Source organism: Allopusillimonas ginsengisoli, from assembly GCF_004153455.1.
In the GTDB taxonomy this organism is placed as follows: domain Bacteria; phylum Pseudomonadota; class Gammaproteobacteria; order Burkholderiales; family Burkholderiaceae_B; genus Allopusillimonas; species Allopusillimonas ginsengisoli.
Window position 1 is genome coordinate 45,598 of record NZ_SDQE01000002.1, and the last position, 23,600, is coordinate 69,197.

Annotated in this window: 27 protein-coding genes; 11 read left to right on the forward strand and 16 right to left on the reverse strand. The window is 53.8% G+C overall.

Annotated elements, in window-relative coordinates:
- Positions 1-149: 149 nt before the first annotated feature.
- From ERE07_RS05130 to ERE07_RS05145, 4 genes are all read left to right on the forward strand, one after another.
- Positions 150-488, forward strand: coding sequence for a hypothetical protein (locus ERE07_RS05130; protein WP_130007752.1), 339 nt, complete (start codon positions 150-152; stop codon positions 486-488).
- A 4-nt stretch (positions 489-492) separates the two neighbouring features.
- Positions 493-918 carry a DUF2231 domain-containing protein gene (locus tag ERE07_RS05135; RefSeq protein ID WP_130007753.1) on the forward strand — a complete coding sequence of 142 codons (426 nt, stop codon included), beginning with the start codon at positions 493-495 and terminating at the stop codon, positions 916-918.
- 219 nt (positions 919-1,137) lie between these two features.
- Positions 1,138-1,542, forward strand: a complete 405-nt coding sequence (locus ERE07_RS05140) for a RidA family protein (protein WP_130007754.1) — start codon at positions 1,138-1,140, stop codon at positions 1,540-1,542.
- Positions 1,543-1,648: 106 nt separating this feature from the next.
- Positions 1,649-2,122 carry an OsmC family protein gene (locus tag ERE07_RS05145; RefSeq protein ID WP_130007755.1) on the forward strand — a complete coding sequence of 158 codons (474 nt, stop codon included), beginning with the start codon at positions 1,649-1,651 and terminating at the stop codon, positions 2,120-2,122.
- A 113-nt stretch (positions 2,123-2,235) separates the two neighbouring features.
- On the opposite strand, the gene ERE07_RS05150 is transcribed toward ERE07_RS05145, so the two are convergent.
- On the reverse strand, positions 2,236-2,958 hold the full coding sequence (locus tag ERE07_RS05150; protein WP_130007756.1) for an ArsR/SmtB family transcription factor: 723 nt from the start codon (positions 2,956-2,958) through the stop codon (positions 2,236-2,238).
- A 158-nt stretch (positions 2,959-3,116) separates the two neighbouring features.
- On the opposite strand from ERE07_RS05150, the gene ERE07_RS05155 reads away from it, so the two are divergent.
- Complete coding sequence (locus ERE07_RS05155) at positions 3,117-4,430, forward strand: MFS transporter (RefSeq protein WP_130007757.1); 1,314 nt, start codon at positions 3,117-3,119, stop codon at positions 4,428-4,430.
- A 114-nt stretch (positions 4,431-4,544) separates the two neighbouring features.
- Here ERE07_RS05155 and ERE07_RS05160 read toward each other — a convergent pair whose 3' ends face one another.
- The 3 genes from ERE07_RS05160 to ERE07_RS05170 are packed head-to-tail and all read right to left on the reverse strand — an operon-like array spanning position 4,545 to position 6,917.
- Positions 4,545-4,985 carry a RidA family protein gene (locus ERE07_RS05160; protein ID WP_130007758.1) on the reverse strand — a complete coding sequence of 147 codons (441 nt, stop codon included), beginning with the start codon at positions 4,983-4,985 and terminating at the stop codon, positions 4,545-4,547.
- A gap of 20 nt (positions 4,986-5,005) precedes the next feature.
- Complete coding sequence (locus ERE07_RS05165) at positions 5,006-5,917, reverse strand: fumarylacetoacetate hydrolase family protein (protein ID WP_130007759.1); 912 nt, start codon at positions 5,915-5,917, stop codon at positions 5,006-5,008.
- Between the two features lie 22 nt (positions 5,918-5,939).
- Positions 5,940-6,917 carry a Bug family tripartite tricarboxylate transporter substrate binding protein gene (locus ERE07_RS05170; protein WP_167670736.1) on the reverse strand — a complete coding sequence of 326 codons (978 nt, stop codon included), beginning with the start codon at positions 6,915-6,917 and terminating at the stop codon, positions 5,940-5,942.
- Positions 6,918-7,087: 170 nt separating this feature from the next.
- Between ERE07_RS05170 and ERE07_RS05175 the strand changes: the two genes are divergently transcribed.
- Complete coding sequence (locus ERE07_RS05175; protein ID WP_130007761.1) at positions 7,088-7,834, forward strand: GntR family transcriptional regulator; 747 nt, start codon at positions 7,088-7,090, stop codon at positions 7,832-7,834.
- Positions 7,835-8,021: 187 nt separating this feature from the next.
- Positions 8,022-9,725, forward strand: a complete 1,704-nt coding sequence (locus ERE07_RS05180; RefSeq protein WP_130007762.1) for a sulfate adenylyltransferase — start codon at positions 8,022-8,024, stop codon at positions 9,723-9,725.
- A 20-nt stretch (positions 9,726-9,745) separates the two neighbouring features.
- Here the strand turns inward: ERE07_RS05180 and ERE07_RS05185 are convergent, their stop codons facing one another.
- Positions 9,746-10,552: a fused MFS/spermidine synthase gene (locus ERE07_RS05185; RefSeq protein WP_245153469.1), complete on the reverse strand. Its 807-nt coding sequence runs from the start codon at positions 10,550-10,552 to the stop codon at positions 9,746-9,748.
- 174 nt (positions 10,553-10,726) lie between these two features.
- On the opposite strand from ERE07_RS05185, the gene ERE07_RS05190 reads away from it, so the two are divergent.
- Together ERE07_RS05190 and ERE07_RS05195 are read left to right on the forward strand one after the other, a co-directional pair.
- Entirely contained in the window at positions 10,727-11,062 is a 336-nt protein-coding gene (locus ERE07_RS05190) for a zinc ribbon domain-containing protein YjdM (protein ID WP_130007763.1), read from the forward strand.
- Between the two features lie 135 nt (positions 11,063-11,197).
- Entirely contained in the window at positions 11,198-11,959 is a 762-nt protein-coding gene (locus tag ERE07_RS05195; RefSeq protein ID WP_130007764.1) for an enoyl-CoA hydratase, read from the forward strand.
- 52 nt (positions 11,960-12,011) lie between these two features.
- Here ERE07_RS05195 and ERE07_RS05200 read toward each other — a convergent pair whose 3' ends face one another.
- From ERE07_RS05200 to ERE07_RS05210, 3 genes are all read right to left on the reverse strand, one after another.
- A complete protein-coding gene (locus ERE07_RS05200; protein WP_130007765.1) occupies positions 12,012-12,905 on the reverse strand; it encodes a fumarylacetoacetate hydrolase family protein in 894 nt (297 codons plus the stop codon).
- 99 nt (positions 12,906-13,004) lie between these two features.
- A complete protein-coding gene (locus ERE07_RS05205; RefSeq protein ID WP_130007766.1) occupies positions 13,005-13,967 on the reverse strand; it encodes a Bug family tripartite tricarboxylate transporter substrate binding protein in 963 nt (320 codons plus the stop codon).
- Positions 13,968-14,054: 87 nt separating this feature from the next.
- Complete coding sequence (locus ERE07_RS05210; protein ID WP_130007767.1) at positions 14,055-14,456, reverse strand: RidA family protein; 402 nt, start codon at positions 14,454-14,456, stop codon at positions 14,055-14,057.
- A gap of 224 nt (positions 14,457-14,680) precedes the next feature.
- Between ERE07_RS05210 and ERE07_RS05215 the strand changes: the two genes are divergently transcribed.
- Positions 14,681-15,400 carry a GntR family transcriptional regulator gene (locus ERE07_RS05215; protein WP_130007768.1) on the forward strand — a complete coding sequence of 240 codons (720 nt, stop codon included), beginning with the start codon at positions 14,681-14,683 and terminating at the stop codon, positions 15,398-15,400.
- A gap of 146 nt (positions 15,401-15,546) precedes the next feature.
- Positions 15,547-15,729 (forward strand): hypothetical protein, encoded by a 183-nt coding sequence (locus tag ERE07_RS05220; RefSeq protein WP_130007769.1) that lies wholly within the window; start codon positions 15,547-15,549, stop codon positions 15,727-15,729.
- Between the two features lie 113 nt (positions 15,730-15,842).
- On the opposite strand, the gene ERE07_RS05225 is transcribed toward ERE07_RS05220, so the two are convergent.
- From ERE07_RS05225 to ERE07_RS05260, 8 genes are all read right to left on the reverse strand, one after another.
- Positions 15,843-16,820, reverse strand: a complete 978-nt coding sequence (locus ERE07_RS05225; protein WP_245153471.1) for a Bug family tripartite tricarboxylate transporter substrate binding protein — start codon at positions 16,818-16,820, stop codon at positions 15,843-15,845.
- 50 nt (positions 16,821-16,870) lie between these two features.
- Positions 16,871-17,848, reverse strand: coding sequence for a Bug family tripartite tricarboxylate transporter substrate binding protein (locus ERE07_RS05230; protein WP_130007770.1), 978 nt, complete (start codon positions 17,846-17,848; stop codon positions 16,871-16,873).
- Positions 17,849-17,876: 28 nt separating this feature from the next.
- The gene (locus ERE07_RS05235; protein ID WP_130007771.1) at positions 17,877-18,728 is read right to left on the reverse strand and encodes an amidohydrolase family protein; all 852 of its coding nucleotides are present in this window, start codon (positions 18,726-18,728) and stop codon (positions 17,877-17,879) included.
- Between the two features lie 9 nt (positions 18,729-18,737).
- Complete coding sequence (locus ERE07_RS05240) at positions 18,738-19,592, reverse strand: amidohydrolase family protein (protein ID WP_167670737.1); 855 nt, start codon at positions 19,590-19,592, stop codon at positions 18,738-18,740.
- A 61-nt stretch (positions 19,593-19,653) separates the two neighbouring features.
- The gene (locus tag ERE07_RS05245) at positions 19,654-20,547 is read right to left on the reverse strand and encodes an isocitrate lyase/PEP mutase family protein (protein WP_130007773.1); all 894 of its coding nucleotides are present in this window, start codon (positions 20,545-20,547) and stop codon (positions 19,654-19,656) included.
- Positions 20,548-20,588: 41 nt separating this feature from the next.
- Complete coding sequence (gene leuD, locus ERE07_RS05250) at positions 20,589-21,236, reverse strand: 3-isopropylmalate dehydratase small subunit (RefSeq protein ID WP_130007774.1); 648 nt, start codon at positions 21,234-21,236, stop codon at positions 20,589-20,591.
- A 2-nt stretch (positions 21,237-21,238) separates the two neighbouring features.
- Positions 21,239-22,663 (reverse strand): 3-isopropylmalate dehydratase large subunit, encoded by a 1,425-nt coding sequence (gene leuC / locus ERE07_RS05255; protein WP_130007775.1) that lies wholly within the window; start codon positions 22,661-22,663, stop codon positions 21,239-21,241.
- Positions 22,656-23,594 (reverse strand): polysaccharide deacetylase family protein, encoded by a 939-nt coding sequence (locus ERE07_RS05260; protein WP_130007776.1) that lies wholly within the window; start codon positions 23,592-23,594, stop codon positions 22,656-22,658. Before ERE07_RS05260 ends, leuC begins: the two co-directional genes overlap by 8 nt.
- Positions 23,595-23,600: the final 6 nt, after the last annotated feature.

Below are 23,600 nucleotides of genomic sequence, written 5' to 3' on the forward strand. Positions count from 1 at the left end.
GCACCGCGCGGCGCGCCCACAACGCTAGTAAAGCGTAACCCTGAACCCAACCATACTGAAACGCCCCGGGCGCTCAGAGCATCTAATGTTTATTCCGGAGAGCAGGACCGCTCACCGATAAACCGAGTCATCGCGAGGAGACCATGGAAATGCTCAACTACGTCCTTTTTATTTTTGCCATTGCTGCCATCGGCGGTCTGATTCTTGCCTCGCATGTGCTGCGCGGCAAGTTTGCGCCTTGGGCACTATCGTTGATTCATGCGCTGCTTGGCGCCATCGGCCTGATCCTGCTCATTGTGATGCTGGTGCAGGGTTCAACGACCCAGCAAGTGTTGACCGGTTTCATTATTTTATTGATTGCAGCCCTGGGTGGCTTCTTTCTTGCCTCTTTCCATTTGCGCAAGCAACTGCCACCCAAAGCCGTCGTCATCATACACGCTGCCGTAGCCATCATCGGTTTTCTGACCTTGCTCAGTGTGGTGATCTAACGCCATGCGTCATCCACTGCATCCCGCCCTCGTTCACTTCCCGATTGCCTGTTGGTCACTGGCCGTCATTGCCGATTTCGCCAGTCTACGGCTGGGTGAAGCCGCGTGGCGATGGTCGGGCGGGCTGCTGGCGGTGGGGTGCGTGATGGCGATCGTGGCCATGCTGGCTGGGCTGTTGGAGCTGCAGCGCGTGCCTGAAGGCGTCCCGCTGCGCGACACCTATCTGCACATGAGCATCATGATCATCGCATTTATCCTGTTTACTGCCCGCCTGCTATTGCGATTGGATCATCTGCAACCCCTCGCTCCCGATAAGCTGTCATTGCTGCTCGACGCGGCGGGCTTCCTCGCTTTGGCCCTGGGTGGCTGGCTGGGCGGCCGTATGGTCTATGGCCATGGCATAGGTAGAGACGTATCGTCGCCCCGATAAGCCCGCCTACCTCCCACACTCGCCCCTGCCCGCTTTGGTGAGCTGAGGCCAGCTGGCATAACATCGATTGCGATCCATCTCTATTCCCAGCCCCTGGCCATTGTTTGTATTTTACAAACAGTATTGAAGCGATTTACCTATTTATCTGCAAAGCGAGCCCTCTTATAGTCACGTCACGATCAATACCGGATCCAACCCGATTCGTTAATGGAGGTAGTAATGCAAAATCGTGATGTTGTTTTTCCAAAAGGGCGTCGTGCCCTCTATGAACGGAATCGCTATTCCCCGGCAATCCGATCCAATGGCTTTTTATTCGTTTCAGGACAAGTAGGCAGCCGAGAGGATGGCTCACCCGAGCCTGATTTGGCAGCACAAGTTCGACAGGCCTTTGATAATCTGAATGCGATTCTTGTGGAGGCAGGCGGTTCCTTCGATGACGTGATTGACGTCACTGTTTTTATGGTTGATCCCGAATCAAAATTCGAGGCCATCTGGGAAATTGTCCCGGAATATTGGGGAAATGCACCCCACCCAACCTTAACTGCTGTTGGCGTAACCTGGCTTTATGGATTTGACTTCGAGATCAAGGTCATCGCAAAATTGCCTGATGCCACCAGCACTTGATGGCTGTTGGCCGAATCCAGGCTGGAAGCCATCCGATTACTTGCTTCTTCTGAGGCTGGCGCCTTTATCGGCTCGGGCAGAAACCTTAATAATTGAGAGTAATCAAATGGCTCAGCACGCTGCAGAGGTACTTTGGGTTCGCGGTGAACAAGACTTCCTGAGCAACAGGTACAGCAGAAAGCATCTACTAAGATTCGACGGCGGGATCGAGGTACCAGGCTCTTCGTCTCCTTTTGTCGTACCAGCCCCAATGTCGGACCCTTCGGCGGTTGATCCGGAAGAGGCTTTTGTTTCCTCCGTTTCGAGCTGCCACATGCTTTGGTTTCTTTCCATCGCACGAAAAAGAAAGTTCTGCGTCGACCGTTATTTTGATTCGGCAACGGGCGTAATGGAAAAAAATACCCAGGGAAAAATGGCGGTGTCTTTGATCACGCTAAGGCCGGAGGTACAGTTTTCGGGCGATCACCTGCCCAGCCCTGATGAAATCAATCATATGCATCATGAGGCCCATGAGGAGTGCTTTATTGCCAACTCGATTAAGACGGAGGTGCGTTGCGAGCCGGTGTTTCCAGCGCGCTAGCCGGAATAATTGCAGACACCCGGACTATCATTCGATTTGCGTTCGCAGCTCAGATAGCCACGCCACCCACCATATGCTGAAGGCTGTCGCCGAACCAGTGCTTTCGTGTCACCTCACTTCGTCGAAAAAAACTCCTGAATCGCTTGCCGACCGTTTGGCGTGATCGTCACGACCCGACCGCCCGCGGCACGTCGCATCCAGCCCTTGTCGAAATAGCATTGGCACAGTGCAGCACCCAAAGCACCGCCAATATGAGGCCGACGTTCACTCCAATCCAGGCACGGGCGACAAAAAACGCGCCTTGTTCCCTTATTCGATGAGCGGCGGCGAGCTGCCTCCAGGTCTACCCCCAGCGCGCGCAAGAAGCTGTCGCCCTCGTCGGTCAATGCGCCACCGTCGCTGGAAAGTTCAATGCGGCCTGATTCGATCAGACTGTCAGTAATCTGCACCGCTAACTGACCTGCCAAGTGGTCATAGCAAGTGCGCGCATAACGCAACGCCTTATCACGAGGCCCTGTGACGAGTGCAGGACTTCTCGGCGGCACGTGCGGGGTGTCTTCCCCCCCAGACAAAGACATGATGCTTTCAATCATGTGGGCAACTGCGGGAGAGGCCAAACGATGATAGCGATGCCGCCCTTGCACCTCTCTAACAACTAAGCCGGCATCGACCAAGCGGCTGAGATGCCCGCTAGCAGTTTGCGGTGCAATACCGGCGACACGGGCAAGCTCCGATGCGGTGAGCGCACGCCCGTCCATCAACGCCAACACCATGCCAGCACGGGCAAGATCACCCATCAATGATGCAGTTTGCGCAAAAGAAGAGATACTGACCATGGGGCCTCCTGGAGCTTATTTCAATTCTAACAACAGCGAAGCGTGTCACGGTACGGTCTACACCGTAGCACCTTGTTTTTGCTATAGACACAATATAAATCGTCATCCCCCCCTTCAACACCCAGTCGCCGCTCGTCCGGCTCCGGAATACGCACTCCATGAAAACTGCTCAATCCTGCCTTGCATCAAAATTCTTTGGCGTTTGGGTTGTCCGCGCCGCATTCGTTTTGGCCGTCTTGGGTTGGGGAATAGGCTTCTATGGGCCGCCAATCTACCTGGCAGAGGTGGCACAACGAACAAACTGGCCGCTGAGCCTGATCTCGGCAGCAGTAACGTTGCATTTTCTCGTTGGGGCCTTAGTGGTCGCAAATCTGCCGCGCCTTTATGCGCGGATTGGCTTACCCGCAACAACGGTGGGCGGTGCCATATTCACTGCGGTCGGGGTGGTCGGCTGGGCGATCGTTCAAATGCCCTGGCAACTGTTCTTAGCCGCAATAATGACCGGGGCCGGATGGGTAACGATGGGTGCTGTAGCGATCAATACAATTGTTGCGGCCTGGTACAACAAAAACCGGCCCGCTGCCTTAAGCAAGGCATACAACGGCGCCAGTGTCGGTGGTGTGATCTTCTCGCCTTTGTGGGTCGCGTTGATTGGCGGATTAGGGTTTGTAGGCGCTGCGAGCACGGTAGGCATGATCGTCATCTGCGCAGTGCTGTTGCTCACGCGTTACGTTTTTATCAAGACGCCCGAAAGCGTGGGGCAAGCTCTTGATGGCCAACCTCCGAATACAAGCGCAATTCAACGCTCACAGCCTAAAGACGCCAACACACTGCCGGGTTTCGCGCTTTGGCGTAACGGAGCATTCATTACGTTATCCGCCGGCATGGCTATCGGCCTGTTTGCACAGATTGGTTTGCTGGCTCATCTTTTTAACCTTTTCTCGCCCGCGATCGGCGCACAGCGCATGGGTTGGCTCATGGGGTTGGGCACCGCATGCGCCATTGTTGGTCGATCCATAGCCGCTCAAGCGGTTCAACGATATGGCAATCGACGCGTCGTTGCGGCAGCCGGCTATGTCGTTCAGGCCGTCGGGTCAGCAATATTGCTACTCTCGGGCGGGCACAACGTATGGCTCATTACCATAGGTGTCATACTTTTCGGCTCGGGGATAGGCAACGCAACGTCTATCCCACCGCTTGTTGCTCAATCGGATTTCGCCCCGGAAAATGTAGCCCGCGTTGTGGCGCTCATCGTAGCCATTGGCCAAGGAACCTACGCTTTTGCACCCGCAGTCTTCGGCTTGATACTCAGCCAAACCGCTGTAACGCCAAACGCTATGCAAACCACATTCTTTGCGACAGTCATTGGCATACAGCTTCTTGCGGCGGCAATGTATCTGGCGCATCGCGGTCAACGTAGGGAATATCAGCCCCAACCTCAGCCCACACGGCTCGACAGCAATAACGATTAATCAAAATATCGCGCGACAAAACAGGCGCGGTACGCCGTGCCTGTTGTCGCTTATGTTCGTACGCCAGCAGCGTGCCCCTCGCCTCAAGGACGCAGGGCGCCAGTCTTCAGTCACCTACTGCTGCGACGGTATATAACCAATAGCATCGATCTCCAGCGCGCAGTCGAATGGCGTACGCCCGGCCTGAATACGGGTTCTGGTCGGCAATGCTTCATCGTTGCTGAAATAGCTACGGTAGATATCGTCAAAGGGTCCCATTTTGCTTTGATCCTTAAGCCACACTACCACTTTCAACAGGCAATCCATATTGGAGCCTCCCGCTTCAAGCAGCGCCTTCAGGTGTTTCATCACGATGTGTGTTTGGGTTTCCATGTCCAGGTCCGGCATCTTGGGCAACGGCTTACCCAGCTTTCGGGCTTCACGCAGCTCGGCGCAGAAACCTTCTTCGAATGGAGGTAAGCCTGAAATATAGATCATTCCGCCATACGTAACGGCAAGGTTGAACGGGCCTCCGGTCTCTGGCACGAGTGGACTACGTATGATCTTCTTTTCCATTGCATCATTCCTTTGAAAAATTAAGTGTTCAGCTTGGTACGGACAGTGTTTTCCAAGCGACCGATTCCTTCGATTTCGACAGTGACAAGGTCACCGTCGCCAAGAAAGTGTGGTGGAGTCATTGCGTAGCCGACACCAGACGGAGTCCCGGTTGCAATAATGTCACCTGGCTCCAAGGTAAGGCCTTTTGACAGCTGCTCGACAATAGTGGGGATATCGAAAATCAACGAACCAGTGTTATCGCTTTGTCGAACCTCGCCATTGACCTTGAGGCTTATGCTCAAGTTGTTGACATTCGCCAAGACCGACTTATGCACCACCCATGGCCCAATCGGGCATGTACCATCCAGCGTTTTCCCTTTGAACCATTGGCCGTGCCGCCGTTGCAGGTCTCTGGCAGTGATGTCGTTGACGATCGTGTAGCCAAAAACAAGATCAAGGGCGGCGTCGGGTGCGAGATTACTACCCGTGGCACCGATGACGATCGCCAGTTCGGCCTCGTAGTCCAGTTGGGCTGTTATGCCACTATGCGATGGAATATCAGCGCCATGCCCGGTAATGGTCGTGGGCGCTTTCGTGAAGAACTCGATGTGTTCGGGAAAGGTATTCGGCTCGATGCCTCTCGCAACGTTTCCCTCGATGATATGTTGCCTGTAATTGCGCCCAACACAAAATATATTCTTGGGCGGTCGCTGTATTGGCGGAAGTATCTTAAGCGTGGACGCCTGCATAGTAGGCTCGACCGAGTCCAAAAGACGTGCGACAACGTCCAATCCTTCATCGCCACGCTTTATCAGATCGAGAAGGTCAGTCGGTGCAGGCGCCAGATTGGCTGGCCAGGCTTCCGTCAGATTAACGATGCGGTCCTTATCAGGATCCAGGCAACCGCCCAGTTTAGGGCGACCGAAAAGCTCGAATACACAAAAAAACATGGGATCTCCACTTTACTGACCACTAATCTATATGTGCGCCTGAGTCCTTAATGACCTGAGCGTACTTGTCGATTTCCTTATTCAGCCATGCCTGGAATTCTTCTGGCGTACTTGCGATCACATCCAGGCCGCGTTCGGCAAACGAGTCGCGAATTGGTTTTTCAGAAAGTATCTGCACCAGAAGCGTATTGAGTTGCCCAATTACCTCAGGTGATGTACCTGCCGGGGCGACGATTCCATACCATGAATTGGATTCGAACTCGGGGAATCCAGCCTCGCCCATGGTTGGAACGTCTGGCATGCTTGCGTGCCTTTGGGTGGCGGATATTGCTATTGGCTTCAACCTGCCATCCTGTATGTAGGGCAGAACATCAGGGAGATTTCCGAACAGCAGATCGACATGCTCGCCAAGCAACGCTGTAATGGCCAGCGGCGTTCCCTTGTACGGCACATGAACGAAATTGACGCCAGCTAGTTTTTTCAGCATTTCTCCAGCCAGATGGGGAGAAGTTCCATTGCCGATTGAGGCATAAGTTATCGATCCGGGCTTTTCCTTGCCTAGCTCGATCAGACTTTTCAATTCATTTACGGGCAACGCCTTCCGTGCTACGAGTACATGGGGCGTTATGGTGAGCAATGCAACCGGTGCGAAATCTGCCCGCGTGTCATAAGGAAGATCGGACTGAATGCTGGGGTTTACGGTAAAGCTGTTCGCCATCACCAGCAGGGTATAGCCATCGTTTGGCGCTTTTGCCACCATGCTGGAGCCGATTATTGTGCCGGCACCCGGTCGGTTGTCGACAACGGCCGACTGGCCAGTGATCTCACTTAGCCGTTTAGAAATCGTACGCGACACCATATCGATGCCCTGACCTCCGGCCGGGAAAGGCACGATCATTTTTATGGGTTGTGAGGGGTACTGCACTGCGGCGTGTCCAAACATGGGCGCAGTCAACGCCAATGCGACCGCCAAGCTACGGGCAAGATTGCTGATAGCCATTAGGGTCTCCTCCTTGTTAAAATATATACTATTTGTTATTTTGTCCCAGTTTAGTATATATTTTGACAACAAACAACACTTTGCCCTGCGATTATCTGTGCCGGAGTCTAATATGGCATCCATGAACGCAAAGCGCTCTAAGATTCAAGAACATATATATTGTTAAGCCGATGCATTCCACTTTGCCCACTCTCGCCGAAGCTGCGCCGCAAATGACCGTTGCCAGTCTTCTCTATCACCGCCTCCGTTCAGACATTCTGTTGGGAACACTCGGGCCGGGATCCAAACTGACATTAGCCAGTCTGGCCGGGATCTACGGCGCCGGCATGATTCCCTTGCGAGAAGCGTTGAACAGGCTTTCCGCAGAAGGTCTGGTTACGCAACATGATCAACGTGGTTTCTTCGTATGCGAGATCAGTCAGGAAGACGTCATCGACCTTACGCAAACACGCTGCTGGCTCTACGAAGGCGCCTTACGGAAGTCCATTGAAAACGGGGGGCGCGAATGGGAAAACGAAGTTGTTCTCAGCTTTTACCGTTTAGGCGAAGTACCGAGATATAAAGACCCAGAATCCACCGTGGTGAATCAAGATTGGGCCGATCCGCACCGCCGCTTCCACACCGCGTTAATCGCAGCGTGTGGAAGTCGCCGGACCATCGCGATCTCAGAGAATTTGTTTGACCAGGCTGAGCGCTATCGCAATCTGGCCAGGTTGAAGTCGCGCAAGCCCGAAGTGCACGAAGAACATCGACAGATTATGGATGCCGCGTTGAGGCGCGATGCCGACACTGCGGTGCGTACTTTGCTCGACCATCTAATGGCCACCTGTTCTGTTGTGGTTCGTGCGCTGGCCGAGAAGGAAGGCGTGGCAGGGCGTAATAAGCCGACTCGGAAGAGGCGGCTGAGTAAAAAGTAGCTTTCCAACGCTTTTTCACAAATTATCGCTACTGCCTTGCCAGCTCAGATAGCTCTGGCAGGAACACTGCTGAACACCTCCGGGTTCACGCGAGCAAAGTTCTGCAGGGTCACTACAATGATCCTCATAAGAATAAGCCCGTGTGTTTTCTGTTCTTAATAAGAAACTGACCCTATTCGGAGGATTCATGGAGTTTACTCAGCCCTTTGAGCACTGCCCACAGCAGCCCCATGGCGGCACTCTCGTCAATCGTGTTGTCCCTGCTGGCAAGCTGAAGGCAGAAATCGAACGCGCACGATCCATGCCCAGCATACGCGTGGACCTCGAAGCCATCATCACCATAGAAATGATCACAACGGGCGTCTTGTCGCCCAACGAAGGCTTCATGAATGAAGCCGACTACAACGCTGTGCTGAATACAGGTCGCCTGAGCAACGGATTGATCTGGCCCGTACCGTTAAGCTTTGCCCCAACCGGCGAACGCAACCAGGAAGTCATCAAAGGCCTGTCAGTCGACTCGGAAGTCGCGTTGACGGATCACCATAATGAGCCGATCGCGATCCTGGCCGTTGAAGATATTTTCGATTACGACAAGCAAGCGCGGGCACAACAGCTCTTTGGCACAACGGATCGTAATCATCCCGGCGTGGACGCCATCCACCGTCGTATGGGAGATGTGTCGTTGGGAGGTAAGCTCAGCCTGCTGCAGCGCGTGGACTGGGGTCCGTTCGAAAAATTGCGTCGCGAGCCTAAGGATACTTGGCGCTTGTTCTACGAAGAGCGCAAGTTTAAATCTGTGGCAGGTTTCATTACAGGCGCCAATCCCTTGCACCGCGGTCATGAGTACATGCACCGTAATGCGCTGGAAGGCATCGATGGGTTGCTGCTACAGCCTTTGGTGGAAATGGCCAAGCGCGAGTATGTACGCCATGAGTATCGCATGCTTGCCTACCGCAGTGTGCTGGAGACGTATTACCCCAAAGAGCGGTCGATACTATCTCCGCTACGCGTCACCTACATCTTTGCCGGCCCACGCGAAACCGTACTACATGCCTTGATCATGAAGAACTACGGCTGCACGCATGCCCTGATCGGGCGAGATCACGCGGGCATAGGCAGTTTTTACGATAAATATGCCAGTCACAGCATATTTGATGAGTTCAGCCCTCAAGAGATGGGCATTGAAATACGTCTGTTCCACGAAGTTTTTTACTGTGCTCGATGCGCCAGCCACAGCACGATCGAAACGTGTCCACACGACGAGCGTTATCGCCTGAACATTTCGGGAACGGGAATACGTGAGATGCTGCGCCACGGCATAATGCCGCCCAAGGAGGTCGTCCGCCCAGAATCTGCCCTGGCTGGTATGCAAGGCATACAGCCCAAAGGCATTTCAGAGGAAGACGGACAGGGGACGTTGCCAGTGGGCAAAGTAATTCAGAGCTTGTTCCCTTTCTACACCAAGTACACCCGATTGGGTGGCGCACCGCGCAAAGAGCCGCTTTCGCCCGAGGATCTGACAGTCCGTGATCTGGAGATTGCCAACCACGATGCACGCACCCATGCCAACGATATCTATACAGGCATATACGCGGAATACAGCTCAGTCGTGGACCACAACCGCAACCTGCATCCGCGCTGGCTGGAAGAGGCACGGGTTGATTTGCGGCAACAGCAGGAACGGATTATCAGCGATCTGGAAGAAAAGCTGCAACAATCTCCTGATCAAGCCTCAGACGAATTCATGTATCAGGACAAGGCCGAAGTGGAACGTGAGTTGGCGTCTGCAATTCAACTGCTTGACGATGTGCCGGCCTCTATCGCCCATGACAAACTTCAGGAACGCATCTGGAACGTGCTTCCCTATAAGCGCTATCGCGGCGCTGATTGAATAATGTCGCGCTGCGGCATTTACTGATCAACACCCTGCATCCAGGCCTGCAAGCCGTCAACCCATGATTCGGCTGGCAGGCCGTATTCTTTTCTGATACGTTGTGCGCGCCGTGACAAGACGCTGAAATCCACCGAAGGCGGCTGCTTGAATGCAATCGCAACGATATTGCCGTCATGCACCTCCGGCAAATGTGCAACCGCAGGAAAAGCGTCAGCAATGACATCCAGGTGCTGCTGGTGCATAGGATAATCACAGAATAAATTGATCGTCATGATGCCTTCTGGCGTCAGGCAGTCTGCACACGCCCGGTAGAACTCGGTAGACCCCAATACCGGCGCTACTGCCAGAGCGTCGTAGAGATCAACTTGTAATATGTCGACCGTGCCATGCTGCGCCGGATCTCGAACAAAATCCATGGCATCCATCGCCAACACGGTCAGTCGTTGATCATCAGACGGCAAGTCAAATGACGTCCGGCAGATATCAATGACGGCGGGGTCGATCTCGACGGCCGTCACGCGCGCTTGCGAAAAATACCGCCAGCAGAATTTACTGAGACTGCCCGCTCCCAGGCCCAATTGCACGATATGCGCAGGTTGCTGCATAAACAGCAGCCACACCATCATTTGCTGAACGTATTCGATTTCCAGCGCGTAAGAATCATCAAGACGCATCGCGCCCTGAACCCAGGGAGTCCCGAAATGCAGATAACGCACGCCCTCTTCATCAATCAGGTTAATGCTTCCGGTATGGGGCGTATGTACCGGCGTCGCTGAGTTCAAGACGTGCTGCATCATGATGGCGAGGTTCTGTTCTTCGGTCATTCACATCAAAAAAGAAATAGCAGGACCATGGAACTATAGCCTGCCAACACAAACCTGGCACTCGGAGCGTGAACCCATGTTAGGATCATCAGGCAAGACTCCCCGGCCGCTACGTCTTGCCAAGCCTATGCTTAGACCCTTAACGGGCCGGGCATTTACATTGAGGAAACTGTCATGCCTATCCCCGCCTGTCCTGTTTGCGCAATGGAGCACACGTACCAGGATGAGAACCTTTACATCTGTCCCGACTGCACCCATGAATGGGAAATGGACGAGGTTGCGGACAATGACAATGATGAGCGCGTGGTCCAGGATGCCCATGGCAGCCCGCTGACTAACGGTGATGCCGTATTCGTTATTAAGGATCTGAAGGTCAAAGGTTCGTCAACGATCTTGAAGAAAGGCACCAAAATAAAAGGGATACGACTGATATCCGGTGATCATGAGATCGACTGCAAGGTTGACGGCGTGAGCTTCAAGCTCAAAGCCGCCTTCCTGAAGAAGGCTTAGATATCAGGCAAAGCTACCGCCGAAGGTATTGGGCACCTGGCTTTATCACTGCAGCCTTAAACCGTGATCAATCAAACATACCCAGTCAGCCGGCGCCCAGCGCCACACATTAAACCGAGCAAGGGAAGCCAAATCATGACGCAACTGGTAAAACTGATTCATCATGAAGGGGGAATCGCCGAGATTCTCATCGACAGAGCCGATCGGCATAACGCCATGACGCTAGCCATGTACGAAGGCATGGTGAGCCTGATTGAGCAATGCACAAACAACGCAGCGGTTCAATGTGTACTGTTTCGCGGTGCTGGCGGAAAATCGTTTGTTTCGGGTACGGATATCGCCTACTTCAAGGACTTTACCGACGGAAAGCAGGGTCTGGACTACGAGGCATTCGTGGAGCGCGTGATCGACGCGGTAGAACGCATTCCAGTGCCAACCATCGCCATCATCGACGGCTGGGCGGTCGGCGGCGGCCTGGCATTGGCCACGGCGTGTGATTTCCGGGTTTGCAGTCATTCTTCCCGGTTCGGGGCCCCCATTGCAAAAACACTATCCAATACACTGTCATCGCGCAATATTGCTCGCCTCACGGCAGCGTTTGGCGTGCCGCGTGTTAAAAAAATGCTGCTGCTTGCCGAGTATGTCTCGGCGGATGAAGCGCTGTCCTGCGGCTACGTCCATCAAGTGTGCGTGCAGGAAGATATCCAGCACGCGGCGCACGCGCTTGCGCAGCAACTTACAGCGCTGTCGCCCGTCACACAGGGCGCCGTCAAGGAAACGCTGCGACGGATCGTCGTCGAACAACGATTGGACGACGACGATATCATCGAAAGCGTATACGGCAGCCAGGCTTTCCGCGACGGCGTGGCGTCGTTTGTGTCAGGTAGCAAGCGCTGAGGGATGCTAAGCCTTACGGTGCACCGGCTGCCGCAATAACACCAGATAATCCTCAACAGATACTTGCCACAGCCTCGCTTCGAACGGGATTACTAAGCGTGCCTATACCCTCAATTACAACTTCAATTGTGTCGCCATCACGCATAAAAACCTGCGGTTTTCTGGCATAGCCGACACCCGAAGGAGTGCCAGTAGCAATCACATCGCCAGGTTCCAGGGTGAGGCATTCCGACAATATTTGGATCAGATCAGAGACGGTCCAAATCATATCGCGCGTATTGCTGTGCTGCATAACCTCGCCATTAAGTCGCGAAAGGATGTCGAGACCAATCGCACCCATCGGAACCTCGTCAGGGGTTACCAAAAAAGGCCCCAATGCGCCCGTTCCGTCAAAATTCTTGCCGATCGTCCACTGCGCAGTACGCTTCTGGTAATCGCGAAACGTTCCGTCATTGAAACAGGTATAACCGGCGACCGCATCGAGTGCTGTTGAACTGGTTGCGTGGCGAATGCGTTTTCCGATCACAACAGCCAACTCCGCCTCAAAGTCGAACATATCGGAGACGCGCGACAAGATCATGGGCTCGCTATGCGCCACCAGCGAAGAATGGCCGCGAAGAAAAAAGCTGGGGTATTCAGGCTTGGCGTTTCCGCCTTCTTTCGCGTGATCTGCGTAGTTCAAGCCTACGCAGATTATCTTGCCGGGCCGGGGAATAACAGGCTGAATAACTATCTCGTCAATATTCTGCCAAGCTGACGTACTATTTTCGAGGGCTTGTTGAAATTTGGACTGCGCCTCTTGAACTAGCTGGATCTCAGTGACAAATTTGATGATGCACTGGTCATCCTGGGCGCATGAAAAAACTTCTAAGAACTGCGTCGCGTGCACCGGATGCACTGCACCAATGCAACTTCGACCGTGTTTAAGAAACGAGATAAGTTTCATACTGGATCCTGAAAGCTGTCAAGTTAAGAAGCGAACGTTCTTCGTTTGAACGCTGGTTGTCCCGACACTGTCGTCACCGTGGTCGGGACATCGTAAACATCAATTAGCAGTTATGTTTTGTGCAGTGATGATCTCAGACCATCTTTTGCTTTCGCTCGCGATGTGCTTCGTGAAGTCCTCAGGCGTACCGCCCGCCGGATCGCCGATCATCAGCAACGACTCCATGACCTCTTCCGTATTGAGTGCACTATTAAGTGCTGTGTTGAGCTTATCGATGATCTCGCGCGGCGTTCCCTTCGGAGCCACTAACCCCATCCATGAGCCCATGTCATAACCCGTATGACCGAGCTCTCCCAGCGTAGGAACATCTGGAAGAAGGTTGGAACGGTGTTTACTGGTCACCGCAAGCGCTTTCATCTTGTTGCCGGTTAGAAAGCTGACTGGTGCGGGCATTACGTCGATCATCACGTCTACCCGGCCAGCAGCAAGGTCAGTAAGCGCGGGCGGACTGCCGCGATAAGGGACATGATTCCACTTTAACCCTTCACTAATCTGAAAGAACTCCCCCATCATATGGGGCATACTTCCAACCCCTGCACTACCCATCGTGATTTCTCCTGGCCGTGACTTAGAGAATGCCACCAGCTCATCCACACTTGCCACCGGAAGCTCATTCTTGGTCACGATTACGCCTGGCGTGCTGACAAACCAAATGATAGGGTCGAATTTTTCTAAAGAATTGAAGTTCTTTTCTCTATAAATATGAGGGGCAACGGTGAGCGGCCCCGATGACCCTACCGCAAGAACATACCCATCCGGCGCGGAGTTAGCCGCCTCGACCAGCGCTATCATCCCACCGGCACCTGCCTTATTCTCTACAACAAAGCTCTGCCCTAAACTTTTACTGAGGGAAGCGGCCATGGCCCTCCCCACCGCATCGACAGTGCCACCTGGCGAAAAACCAACAAGAATTTTTACTGGCTTGGAAGGATATGTTTGCGCCAGCGATGGTTTATACAGCCCGAAAGTTAGTAGTACCACGGCTATAAGAAGCAGTTTCATTGTTTGGCTCCGGATTGTTCTAATTAATTTATGAAAGTAATCCACGCTATGAGCACTTCACGACAGCTTTCCTGATAGGTAATCGAGTTACCTGGGAGGCACAACACCGACTGCCGTGATCTCAATCAATATGTCGGGATGTACGAACTTCGAGACCTCGACCATTGTTGATGAGGGCAGAGGAGCTTTGAAATACTCGCCTCGAACTTTGTGGATCACAGGAAAGTGCTCCATATTTCGAACATAGACATCAAGACGGCAAACATCATCAAGAGAACCACCAGCCGCTTCCATAGCAGCTCGGATGTTCTCGCACACTTGATGGGTTTGGCCCTCCACATCGCCGACGGCTACGATTCCGCCATCCAAGGCACGTGGCGTCATTCCAGATACAAAAACAAATGTTCCGGACGCTTGAATGGCCGTTGCCTGTGAGAATTGGCCGGTGGGTTTTGGCAACTGAGGAGAAGTGAGTTGTATTTTGGTCATTGATGACTCTCGTAAGGTGAAGGTTTAACAGCTAGGGAAAAGGCTGGTCAGGCAAAAATGAGCCAATAGATAGCAGAGCCTTCTCGTAATATATGCAATTTCGATCTTAAATAATTTTTATACATATTTTTCTTATTTAGTGCAAATTATATATAAAATTTAGTCAGTGTCAACTTTATACATTTAAGTGTTAAAAGTATAGGTAACACGATGGGAGGAGTGGCTTGAAAAAAGTCTTGAAATTAGAGCGCGACTCGACAAAGAGCGCTGCTAATGATGGCATTGATGGCAGTATCGGCGTCTATGAAGCGTTGAGACGCGACATCATCGAAGGAAAGCTGCTTCCGGGAGCGAAGCTCCGGGTGATCGAGTTAATGAACCGCTATAAAAGTGGAATGAACCCAACGCGTGAGGCTTTGAAGAGGTTAACAGGCGAAGCATTGGTGGTTCATTCTGAGCAGCGCGGATTCTCGGTGATCCCGATCAGCGAAGCGGATCTGGAAGATCTGACTCGAGCACGGATAGTCCTCGTCGGCGCGGCAGTGCGCCGATCTGTCGAAACCGGCGAGGCCAGTTGGGAGGAGCGCGTAATACTGGCGTGGCACCATTTCGGAAAGTCTCAGCGTTATCTAACGCTCGATCCGCTTACACCCAACCCCTGTTACGATTCGTTGCATCTCGATTTCCATCTCGCACTTACGTCGGGCGTCAACTCTGCATGGTTACAAGAAGCGGAGAGAAGACTTTTCTATCAATGGGAAAGATACCGAAACCTGGCCATAAATCGAATCATCAAGCATAGAGAAAACGAACATGAAAAGATCGTTACTGCAGCGCTGTCCAGAAATGCGGAAGAGGCTGGCAGGCTTTCGGAGCAGCACATTCAGATGACACATGACTTTACTCTCCAAGCCATTCGACAGCTTCCCATCGGGTACAGGTAGGCCGGAACGTTTCTTGCTGTGAACGACATGAGAAGGATAGAGCAACACTAAGCTGCCACTATCGAGTGCACAGCGATCGCAAGGCGGCTTTCTCAAACAGTGCGAATCCAACCACGGACGGCACACTACGCAAAGGAATTCATTTCATGGACAACGACAAACCTGTACCTAAAGAAGAAGACCTGCAAAGCGACGACACCAAGCGCGAAGACCAAAAGAGCCACGGCGATCAGCAAAATCGCACCAAGAAAGATGGGCATACCACCCAAATCGGCGCTGGCCAGGATCAAAAAAGTCAACGCAATCCTTCAGGCGGCGCCAGGAGGTAGGGTTGAAAATGCCATCTGCGCTCTGATAGGCCCAGACACTCCAGCTCGGACCACGTGATTTCCCTCTCTGCTATTACAGCGTTCACAAAGAGGAAATACGTGGCCCGGTGGGATCAAAGCCCTTCAATCCCCGCGCTCTTGATGATGGCCTCCCATTTTTTTCCGTCTTCCACCATCACACGTCGAAACGTCGCTTCAGTGCTATGCACAGGTGTTGCACCCAGCCTGACCATGGCCTCCTTCTCGCGCTCCACCACCTGGGCTAACGCCTTGTTGAGTTGGTTGACGATATCTGGTGGCGTTCCAGCCGGTGCCAGGATTCCCCACCAGGATGTGGCGACGTAATCAGGCATTCCTTCCTGTTGCATTGTCGGCACATCCGGAAGCTCGGGGCTGCGCTCCTCGCCGGTGACCGCTATCGCCCGCATCTGGCCAGAGCGGATATAAGGGAGCGCCGAAGGCAAGTTATCGAACATGATCTGGACGCGGCCAGAAACCAGATCGCCATAGGCGGCGGAACTGCCTTTATAGGGGATATGCGTCAGTTCGACGTTCGCCTGGTGGGCAAAGAGTTCCGCCGCCAAATGAATAACGCCCCCATTGCCTCCAGATGCATAGTTCAGGCTCTTGGGATTCTCCCTGGCGTAATCGGCCACGTCTTTAACATGCTGAAACGGCGACTTGGGATTGGCAATCAGTACATTCATTGCCGTTCCTACCAGCGCCACCGGCTCCAACGACTTATAGGGATCGAAAGGGAAGCCCGGCATGATGCTGGGCAAAATGACCAAATGCCCTGCCCCGCCCAATAGCAGGGTGTATCCGTCGGGCGTCGCCTTGACGACCGAGTTTGAACCGATGTTCCCACCCGCGCCTGGACGGTTCTCTACAACGACACTAACGCCAAGGTTTTCTGAGAGACCCTTGGCCACGAGCCGTCCAAGCAGGTCAGTCGTTCCTCCGGGCGCAAACGGCACCACCAGAACGATAGGCCGCGAGGGATAGGCCCCGGAAGCGGCCAGCGCTGAGGTAAACGGCAGTGTGACCAACGCACACGCGGTAATCACTACGCTGAGAATTTTTTTCATCATTAACGCCTCGATTGGAATTCATGAGCACAGAAGTAAATTGATCGCACGTTCTACTCGCGCTTTACGCCTGCTTTCTGGACCACTTCTCGCCATTTACTTATCTCTTCGTCGACAAAATCGCCGAACGCTGAAACAGGGCTGCCAACAGGCAGAACCAACTGTTTTTCAAGCGCCGTGCGAACATTGGGCTGACGGACAGCTTCCGCAAGGGCTTGGTTGATATGCGCGATAAGCTCGGGCGGCGTGCCTCCCGGCGCCCAGACAGATAGCCAGGAACTGACCTGCATCTCATAGGCGCTGGATTCGCTGACAGTTGGTACGTTGGGGAGGAACGGGATGCGTTTGGCGCTTGGCGTTGCCAGCGCAGTGATAGCACCCTGTTCAATGTGCGGCAACAGACCTTGCGCAGAGTCGCTCATGACTTGTATCCGTCCGGCAATCAGCTCGCTGGTTGCGCCCGCCGCCCCTTTGAACGGAACATGAGTCATGCTCATTCCCGTGACTTGCTTTAGCAGCTCGCCTGCCACATGAGACGAGGTTCCGATGCCGCCTGAACCAAAGTTCAGCTGGTCGGGATGCTGTTTTGAATATGCCACAAGTTCCGGAAATGAACTTACGCCCAGCGACTTGGTCGTAACGATGACATGCGGAAGATCAGCAACCAGCGCCACCGGTACCAAGTCTTTCTTCAAGGTATAAGGGGCGGCATCATCCATTACCGCGTTAATGACGATAGACGTACCAGCAAAAAGCAGCGTATATCCGTCCGACCCCGATCTGGCGACATAGGCCGCGCCGATATTTCCACCTGCTCCGGCTCTGTTCTCGATGACGACAGGCTTATCCCATTGCCTGGAAAGCTGGTCGGCCACCAGGCGAGCGACAATATCAGTAACACCACCCGGCGAGAACGGAACTACTATCGTCACAGGTTTAGTCGGAAATGAGTTCACCTCAGTGGCGCAGGCTCCCGAGACAAAGCCTGCAAAGGTCGCTGCCACGACAATCGACATGAACAATCGTTTCATTGTGATTTCCTTTGTGCGTTGTATTAGCTCAATCACTGTTCAGCTTCAACAGCCTGGCTGCCGTATTCCATAACACATCGGCCAGATGATTCTCTGACAATCCAAGCGATTTATAGCCGTCCACAGCCACGCCCAGGGGACGGCTGGGGTAAGCAGAAGCAAAAACGAACCGCTCCTGGGCCACGGTGCTGATAGCGCGGGTATAGTGCTCCTCGCCAGGCAGCCCAACGTGATACATATCCGGCATCAGATAAACATTCGGCCGCCTGGCAACGACACCGCATAGCTCCAGTGCATAAGGCCAACAGCCATGTGAAACGACAATCTTGAGGTCGGGAAAGCGGGCAGCCAGGCGATCCACCTGCAACGCCCCTCCAAAATGAATCCCGTTCCCGCCCATGGGCCCCAGCGTCAGTACGGCAGGATAATCATGCTTCAAGCACACTTCATAGAATCCGAACAGCCGCTCGTCGTCTGCATGCATATGTTCTTCGTAGCCGCCCGGATCAATCGCAATGCCCTTGAACCCGTAGTCCCGAATGAACGAATCAGCCTCTTTTTCACTTTGCTTGCCGCGAAACGGATTTACTCCCGCCTGAGCGTAAAAGCGGCCAGGATAAAGATTGCAGATTTCAGCCAAATCGGCATTGGTCACCTCCCCTCGAAAATCGGTGCACTGACGCCCGTTCATCACCCCGATCTCGATATTCGCCTCGTCCATCTCCCGAAACATCAGATCCACGGACTGGGCCACTACGGAAGGAGCAGGTTCCACCCCCTGCAACCGATTGAACCTGGTAAAGCCGGCCTTCTCCCATATTGCAGTCTTGAGATAACTGTGCAGTGGTGGACGAAGCCGAAAATCAATTACACGTGTCATGTTGTTGCCTCACAAGTTGAGCAAACGCTTGGCGTTGAGCCCGATGGCTTTTTCCAGCGATTCGGGACTGAACGGTAGTTGGATGAACTCATCAACCGTGGCTTTCAGGTTGCGCAGGGGGTAAGCGGTGCCAAAAAGGTACTGATCGGCCATGAACGAATTGGCGGCTTCCACGTAGGGTTGTGTTCCCGGGCGAAACTGGAACGAGTCGGGAGACACATACACATTTCTGTGCTTCATCGATACAGCAACTGCCTTGAGCACTTCCGGCCATGCGCCATGAACAATGATTATCTTCAAGTCTGGAAATCGTGTGGCGACACGATCAATGGCAATCGGATCCGCAAAGCCTATGTCTGGTCCGGCCAGTGGTCCTGACATGATCGCGACCGGGCAGTCGTGATAGATGCAGCGCTCATAAATGTGGTTCAGTCTTTCGTCATCCGCAGCCGCGTTGATCGCTCGGCAGGGCTCGATGAATATGCCCTTCAACCCTTCCCTGCCTACATACTCGTCAATTTCCGCGATGGCATCATGCAAGATGTTGGATACATCGATGCCCGCGAAACCCACAATTCGATTCCTGTATTTGTTCTGCAAGGACACGATGTGATCATTCGCGAGAATTCCTGCCGGGAACTTGAGCGTTCCCATGTCGATGGCAGGGCTGTTTCTGCCCATGGCAACGCCCACGGAAATACCCGCCTCATCCATCTCTGAGATGAACTCGTCAACGGAGTCGTTCATGAAGGCCGAAGACGCTTGTGCCCCGCTACGCGCCTGAAGGCTCGAAACGAAGTCTTTCTGAAAATACGCATTGAACTCGGGCGTGGGCGGACGGCAGCGGAAGTCTACGATATACATGGTGTCATTTCTCATGGCATTGAAGGGAAGTGCTCGAACGTTTGGCTTACGGATTACGCATTCAGTCTCCAGAAGACAACTGTGATTTGGCATGGGTCTCTGCAGCGTAGGCCTCTCCCAGCTCGAGCAATGCTCTGGTGCCGATCAGGTCGTTAAGCCCTTGAAAGTCGTACATCCTGTCTTTGAATGGCAGGTTGGACCTATGCGTTTTCAGTGACGAGTAATAGTCGACCGCTGTGCGCGACACTGCGCGGGCAATGCCTCCTGGAAAAATAATGATCCGGAAGCCCAAGCGTTCGAGGTCATCTGCGCCCAGCGGAGGCGTGTCCCCGCCTTCCACCACGTTGGCAAGCAATGGAATGCGCCTGGAAAAAGAAGTACATACCTCCTGAATCTCCAGATGCGTGCGAGGGGCTTCAATGAATAAGGCATCCGCGCCAGCTTCCACATACCGCTCCGCGCGCTCCATCGCCGCGCCAAACCCTTCTGCCGCGATAGCATCCGTGCGAGCGATGATGACGGTGTCTTCATCGCGACGCGCATCGACCGCTGCCTGTATCTTGCCTACCATCTCATCGCAGGAAACCAACGACTTGCCACGCAAGTGCCCACAACGCTTGGGAAAGCTTTGATCCTCAAGCTGGATGGCGCTTGCGCCCGCCTTTTCAAACATGCGAACCGTGCGCTGCACATTCAAGGCATTACCGTACCCAGTGTCTGCGTCCACGATCAGAGGCACATCGACACTGTCGTGGATCAATGCGAGCGTTTCATAGACTTCGCTCATGGTGGTCAACCCGATATCCGGATAACCCAAACGTGCATGTGCGATGGCAGCGCCGGACAGGTACAGCGCCGGAAAGTCATATCTGGCTGCGATGCGCGCAGTCAGCGCGTCATATACGCCTGGAGCGACGATGGCCTTGTCCAGGCTGAGCAGGGCTTTGACAGACATACATTTATTCCTTGGTCGTAAGTGGCTGTTCAAGCGAAACGCTATCCACAATCTTTCATCTTCTGGTGAGCATCATGTTGAATGCGCGCCCAGGGCCTCGCCCTAAAGTAGGCTTCTTCGAAGCTGTCTATGCGATCTCGATAGCTCAAGGTGAGCTCGATCTCATCCACTCCCTTCAGAAGGCAGTCGCGCCAGAATGCGTCAATCGAGAACGTTGCGGTATCGCCGTCGGGCAGCACAACGGTCTGCTCTTGCAGATCCACCGTCACCTGATTTCCTTTGCCAGCGAGAATATGGGCGCGAACCCCAGCAACGGTGCTTTCGCTCAGCCTGATGGGGAGAATGCCGTTCTTCAGGCAGTTGTTATAGAAAATATCTCCGAAGCTAGGTCCGATGATTGCCCGAAATCCATAGTCGGCTAACGCATACACGGCAGCCTCGCGAGAGGACCCACATCCAAAGTTCACGTCTGTGATCAGTAGTGTTGCTTCACGAAAAGCAGGAAGGTTCAAAACAAAATCCGGTCGCTCGCGCCCATCGGCATCGAACCGCAGATCGTGAAAGAGAATGCGCTTGTATCCTGTCGAGCGGTCGGTCTTCAGAAAACGACCCGGGATGATCTGATCGGTATCAATATTGCGGCCCGCAAGGGGCGCCGCTGTACCGGTTAATTGAGTAAAAGGTTGCATTGTCAGGCTTCGAGTAAAGTACGCACATCGGTCAACTTTCCGGTCACCGCAGCGGCTGCGGCCATGGCAGGGCTCATGAGATGTGTGCGAGACCCAGGCCCCTGGCGCCCGACGAAATTTCGATTGGATGTCGAGGCACAGCGCTTTCCTGGCGCGACGACATCGCCATTCATCGCGGCACACATTGAACAACCCGACTCAAGCCATAGCAGCCCCGCGTCCTTAAAAATTCTATCCAGCCCTTCTGCTTCCGCCGCGCGTTTTACGGCCGTCGACCCGGGCACCACGATGGCAGGCACAGCCGCCTTTCGGCCCTTCATCACCTGGGCGACGGCACGAAGATCTTCGATGCGTCCATTGGTGCACGACCCAATAAAAACCTGATCGATCCGAATCTGATCGAGCCGCTGGCCAGGACGCAGACCCATATAAGCCTGTGCAGCCTCCATGGCCGCGCGCCTCGCCGCGTCTTTGACCGAACCGGGGTCCGGGACGCGGCCACTGATAGGTAGCGCATCCTCAGGGCTGGTACCCCACGTCACCGTAGGCTCCATCTGTGTACCGTCCAGCTCTATTTCATGATCGAAGCCTGCCCCCTCATCCGTAGGCAGCGTCTTCCAGTAAGCGACTGCTGTGTCCCAGTCCTTGCCCACTGGCGAGTAAGGAAGTGCCCTCAGATAAGAGAAAGTCTTGTCGTCAGGCGCCACCATGCCGCAACGGGCACCCGCTTCGATAGACATATTGCAGATTGTCAGGCGCTCTTCAATCGACATCTCGTCAATCACAGTGCCTGCGTATTCAATGGCGTAGCCTGTTGCGCCGGAAGAGCCGATTCTTGAAATAATCGACAAAATCACATCCTTTGCACTCACCTCCGGTGAACGCTTTCCGGAAATGGTGATACGCATCGTTTTGGGGCGACGCTGCCAGAGCGCTTGTGTCGCGAGCACATGCGCGTTCTCGGATTGGCCGATACCGAACGCGATGGCGCCCAATGCGCCATGCGTTGAGGTGTGGCTATCACTGCACACAACCACTTGCCCCGGAAGCGTAATACCCATCTCAGGGCCTGCAACATGCACGATGCCCTGGCGAGGGTGAGCCAATGAGAAGTTCGTAATGCCAGCCCACCTCAGATTGTCGTCGAAGGTGTGTATCATGTGAGCGATTTCGGGCGAGGCGGCAGCGCTGGCATCGCGCGAATGCGTTGGCACATAATGATCCGCCATGCCAAACACATGCTGCGGATATCTGACGCTCAGTCCGCGCCGGCGCAATTCCGCGAAGGCGTGAAATGACCCCTCATGAATAATGTCTCTATCGATATACAAGAGTGATGGGGATTCGCAGCCAGCAATGATTTCATGGCTGTCCCATATCTTGTCGAACATGGTGCGAGCCCGCATCAAGGGCGCTGTTTCAGGCATCCGGAAGCTCCCCGGCAGGTCTGAACGCAGTCAGAATCTCGCCAGCCGTTGCCGCCCAAACGCCCTCGTGCGCCAACATATATGACAATGCTTCGCGAACCTTGCCAATACGGTAAGGCACGCCGCTGATCCAGGCATGCAATGGGACACTGACGACTCGTCCGCCGTACTGTAGAGACTCACGATACAAGACATCAAATCTGGCCTTTGTCTGCCGCAGCCATTCCTCTTCGTCCTGGAAAAAATCAAAAGTGAGCGAAAGATCGCTTGACTCGTGTTCAAGCGGCATTGAGTACAGAACGCCTTCGTCAGTCTGCATGGCGTAAGGCATATCATCATTTACCCAGTCGCAACAGTATTCAATACCATGCCTTGCCAGCAGAGAGGGCGTATTGAAAGATTGGCTGCGACCCGGAGAAAGCCACCCTTTGACGGGCTGGCCTGTAGCCTCGCGCAACGTCTGAAGCGATTCCACGATCTGCGCGGACTCGTCCGCTGCAGAGAGGCCGGTGTAGTGAAGATGCCCCATATCGACACCATGGGCGATGTACGCTACGTTATGCGATTGCAGATGTTCCATCAGAGCGGGATAACGCCGCGCGATGGCGGAATTCAATGCGACCGATGCGGGGATGTTCAGTTCTTTAAGCACTTCGAGAATGCGAAAAATGCCCACCCGGTTGCCATAGTCCCGTCCTGAATAATGGCGAAAGTCCGGATAAGGCATAGTCAGGCCACCCGTAGGGCGAAAAGGCTTTGCTGGCGCATTGAGCGGAAACCACTGGAGTATTGGAGTCACCCAAAGGGCTACACGAGCGTCATTGGGCCATTTCACCACCGAGCGCTCGAGCAGGTCACTCCACGGATAGAGCGAGTGATCCATGCCATAACGGCGAGCGGGATAGCTCAGGTATTCGTCAGTCAGTGTCATGTGTCG

Excerpts from the sequence above, each read along its gene's own strand:
- ERE07_RS05130 (WP_130007752.1), top strand. The coding sequence starts at position 150 with ATGCTCAACTACGTCCTTTTTATTTTTGCCATTGCTGCCATCGGCGGT.
- ERE07_RS05135 (WP_130007753.1), top strand. The coding sequence starts at position 493 with ATGCGTCATCCACTGCATCCCGCCCTCGTTCACTTCCCGATTGCCTGT.
- ERE07_RS05140 (WP_130007754.1), top strand. The coding sequence starts at position 1,138 with ATGCAAAATCGTGATGTTGTTTTTCCAAAAGGGCGTCGTGCCCTCTAT.
- ERE07_RS05145 (WP_130007755.1), top strand. The coding sequence starts at position 1,649 with ATGGCTCAGCACGCTGCAGAGGTACTTTGGGTTCGCGGTGAACAAGAC.
- ERE07_RS05150 (WP_130007756.1), bottom strand. The coding sequence starts at position 2,958 with ATGGTCAGTATCTCTTCTTTTGCGCAAACTGCATCATTGATGGGTGAT.
- ERE07_RS05155 (WP_130007757.1), top strand. The coding sequence starts at position 3,117 with ATGAAAACTGCTCAATCCTGCCTTGCATCAAAATTCTTTGGCGTTTGG.
- ERE07_RS05160 (WP_130007758.1), bottom strand. The coding sequence starts at position 4,985 with ATGGAAAAGAAGATCATACGTAGTCCACTCGTGCCAGAGACCGGAGGC.
- ERE07_RS05165 (WP_130007759.1), bottom strand. The coding sequence starts at position 5,917 with ATGTTTTTTTGTGTATTCGAGCTTTTCGGTCGCCCTAAACTGGGCGGT.
- ERE07_RS05170 (WP_167670736.1), bottom strand. The coding sequence starts at position 6,917 with ATGGCTATCAGCAATCTTGCCCGTAGCTTGGCGGTCGCATTGGCGTTG.
- ERE07_RS05175 (WP_130007761.1), top strand. The coding sequence starts at position 7,088 with ATGCATTCCACTTTGCCCACTCTCGCCGAAGCTGCGCCGCAAATGACC.
- ERE07_RS05180 (WP_130007762.1), top strand. The coding sequence starts at position 8,022 with ATGGAGTTTACTCAGCCCTTTGAGCACTGCCCACAGCAGCCCCATGGC.
- ERE07_RS05185 (WP_245153469.1), bottom strand. The coding sequence starts at position 10,552 with ATGACCGAAGAACAGAACCTCGCCATCATGATGCAGCACGTCTTGAAC.
- ERE07_RS05190 (WP_130007763.1), top strand. The coding sequence starts at position 10,727 with ATGCCTATCCCCGCCTGTCCTGTTTGCGCAATGGAGCACACGTACCAG.
- ERE07_RS05195 (WP_130007764.1), top strand. The coding sequence starts at position 11,198 with ATGACGCAACTGGTAAAACTGATTCATCATGAAGGGGGAATCGCCGAG.
- ERE07_RS05200 (WP_130007765.1), bottom strand. The coding sequence starts at position 12,905 with ATGAAACTTATCTCGTTTCTTAAACACGGTCGAAGTTGCATTGGTGCA.
- ERE07_RS05205 (WP_130007766.1), bottom strand. The coding sequence starts at position 13,967 with ATGAAACTGCTTCTTATAGCCGTGGTACTACTAACTTTCGGGCTGTAT.
- ERE07_RS05210 (WP_130007767.1), bottom strand. The coding sequence starts at position 14,456 with ATGACCAAAATACAACTCACTTCTCCTCAGTTGCCAAAACCCACCGGC.
- ERE07_RS05220 (WP_130007769.1), top strand. The coding sequence starts at position 15,547 with ATGGACAACGACAAACCTGTACCTAAAGAAGAAGACCTGCAAAGCGAC.
- ERE07_RS05225 (WP_245153471.1), bottom strand. The coding sequence starts at position 16,820 with ATGATGAAAAAAATTCTCAGCGTAGTGATTACCGCGTGTGCGTTGGTC.
- ERE07_RS05230 (WP_130007770.1), bottom strand. The coding sequence starts at position 17,848 with ATGAAACGATTGTTCATGTCGATTGTCGTGGCAGCGACCTTTGCAGGC.
- ERE07_RS05235 (WP_130007771.1), bottom strand. The coding sequence starts at position 18,728 with ATGACACGTGTAATTGATTTTCGGCTTCGTCCACCACTGCACAGTTAT.
- ERE07_RS05240 (WP_167670737.1), bottom strand. The coding sequence starts at position 19,592 with ATGTATATCGTAGACTTCCGCTGCCGTCCGCCCACGCCCGAGTTCAAT.
- ERE07_RS05245 (WP_130007773.1), bottom strand. The coding sequence starts at position 20,547 with ATGTCTGTCAAAGCCCTGCTCAGCCTGGACAAGGCCATCGTCGCTCCA.
- leuD (WP_130007774.1), bottom strand. The coding sequence starts at position 21,236 with ATGCAACCTTTTACTCAATTAACCGGTACAGCGGCGCCCCTTGCGGGC.
- leuC (WP_130007775.1), bottom strand. The coding sequence starts at position 22,663 with ATGCCTGAAACAGCGCCCTTGATGCGGGCTCGCACCATGTTCGACAAG.
- ERE07_RS05260 (WP_130007776.1), bottom strand. The coding sequence starts at position 23,594 with ATGACACTGACTGACGAATACCTGAGCTATCCCGCTCGCCGTTATGGC.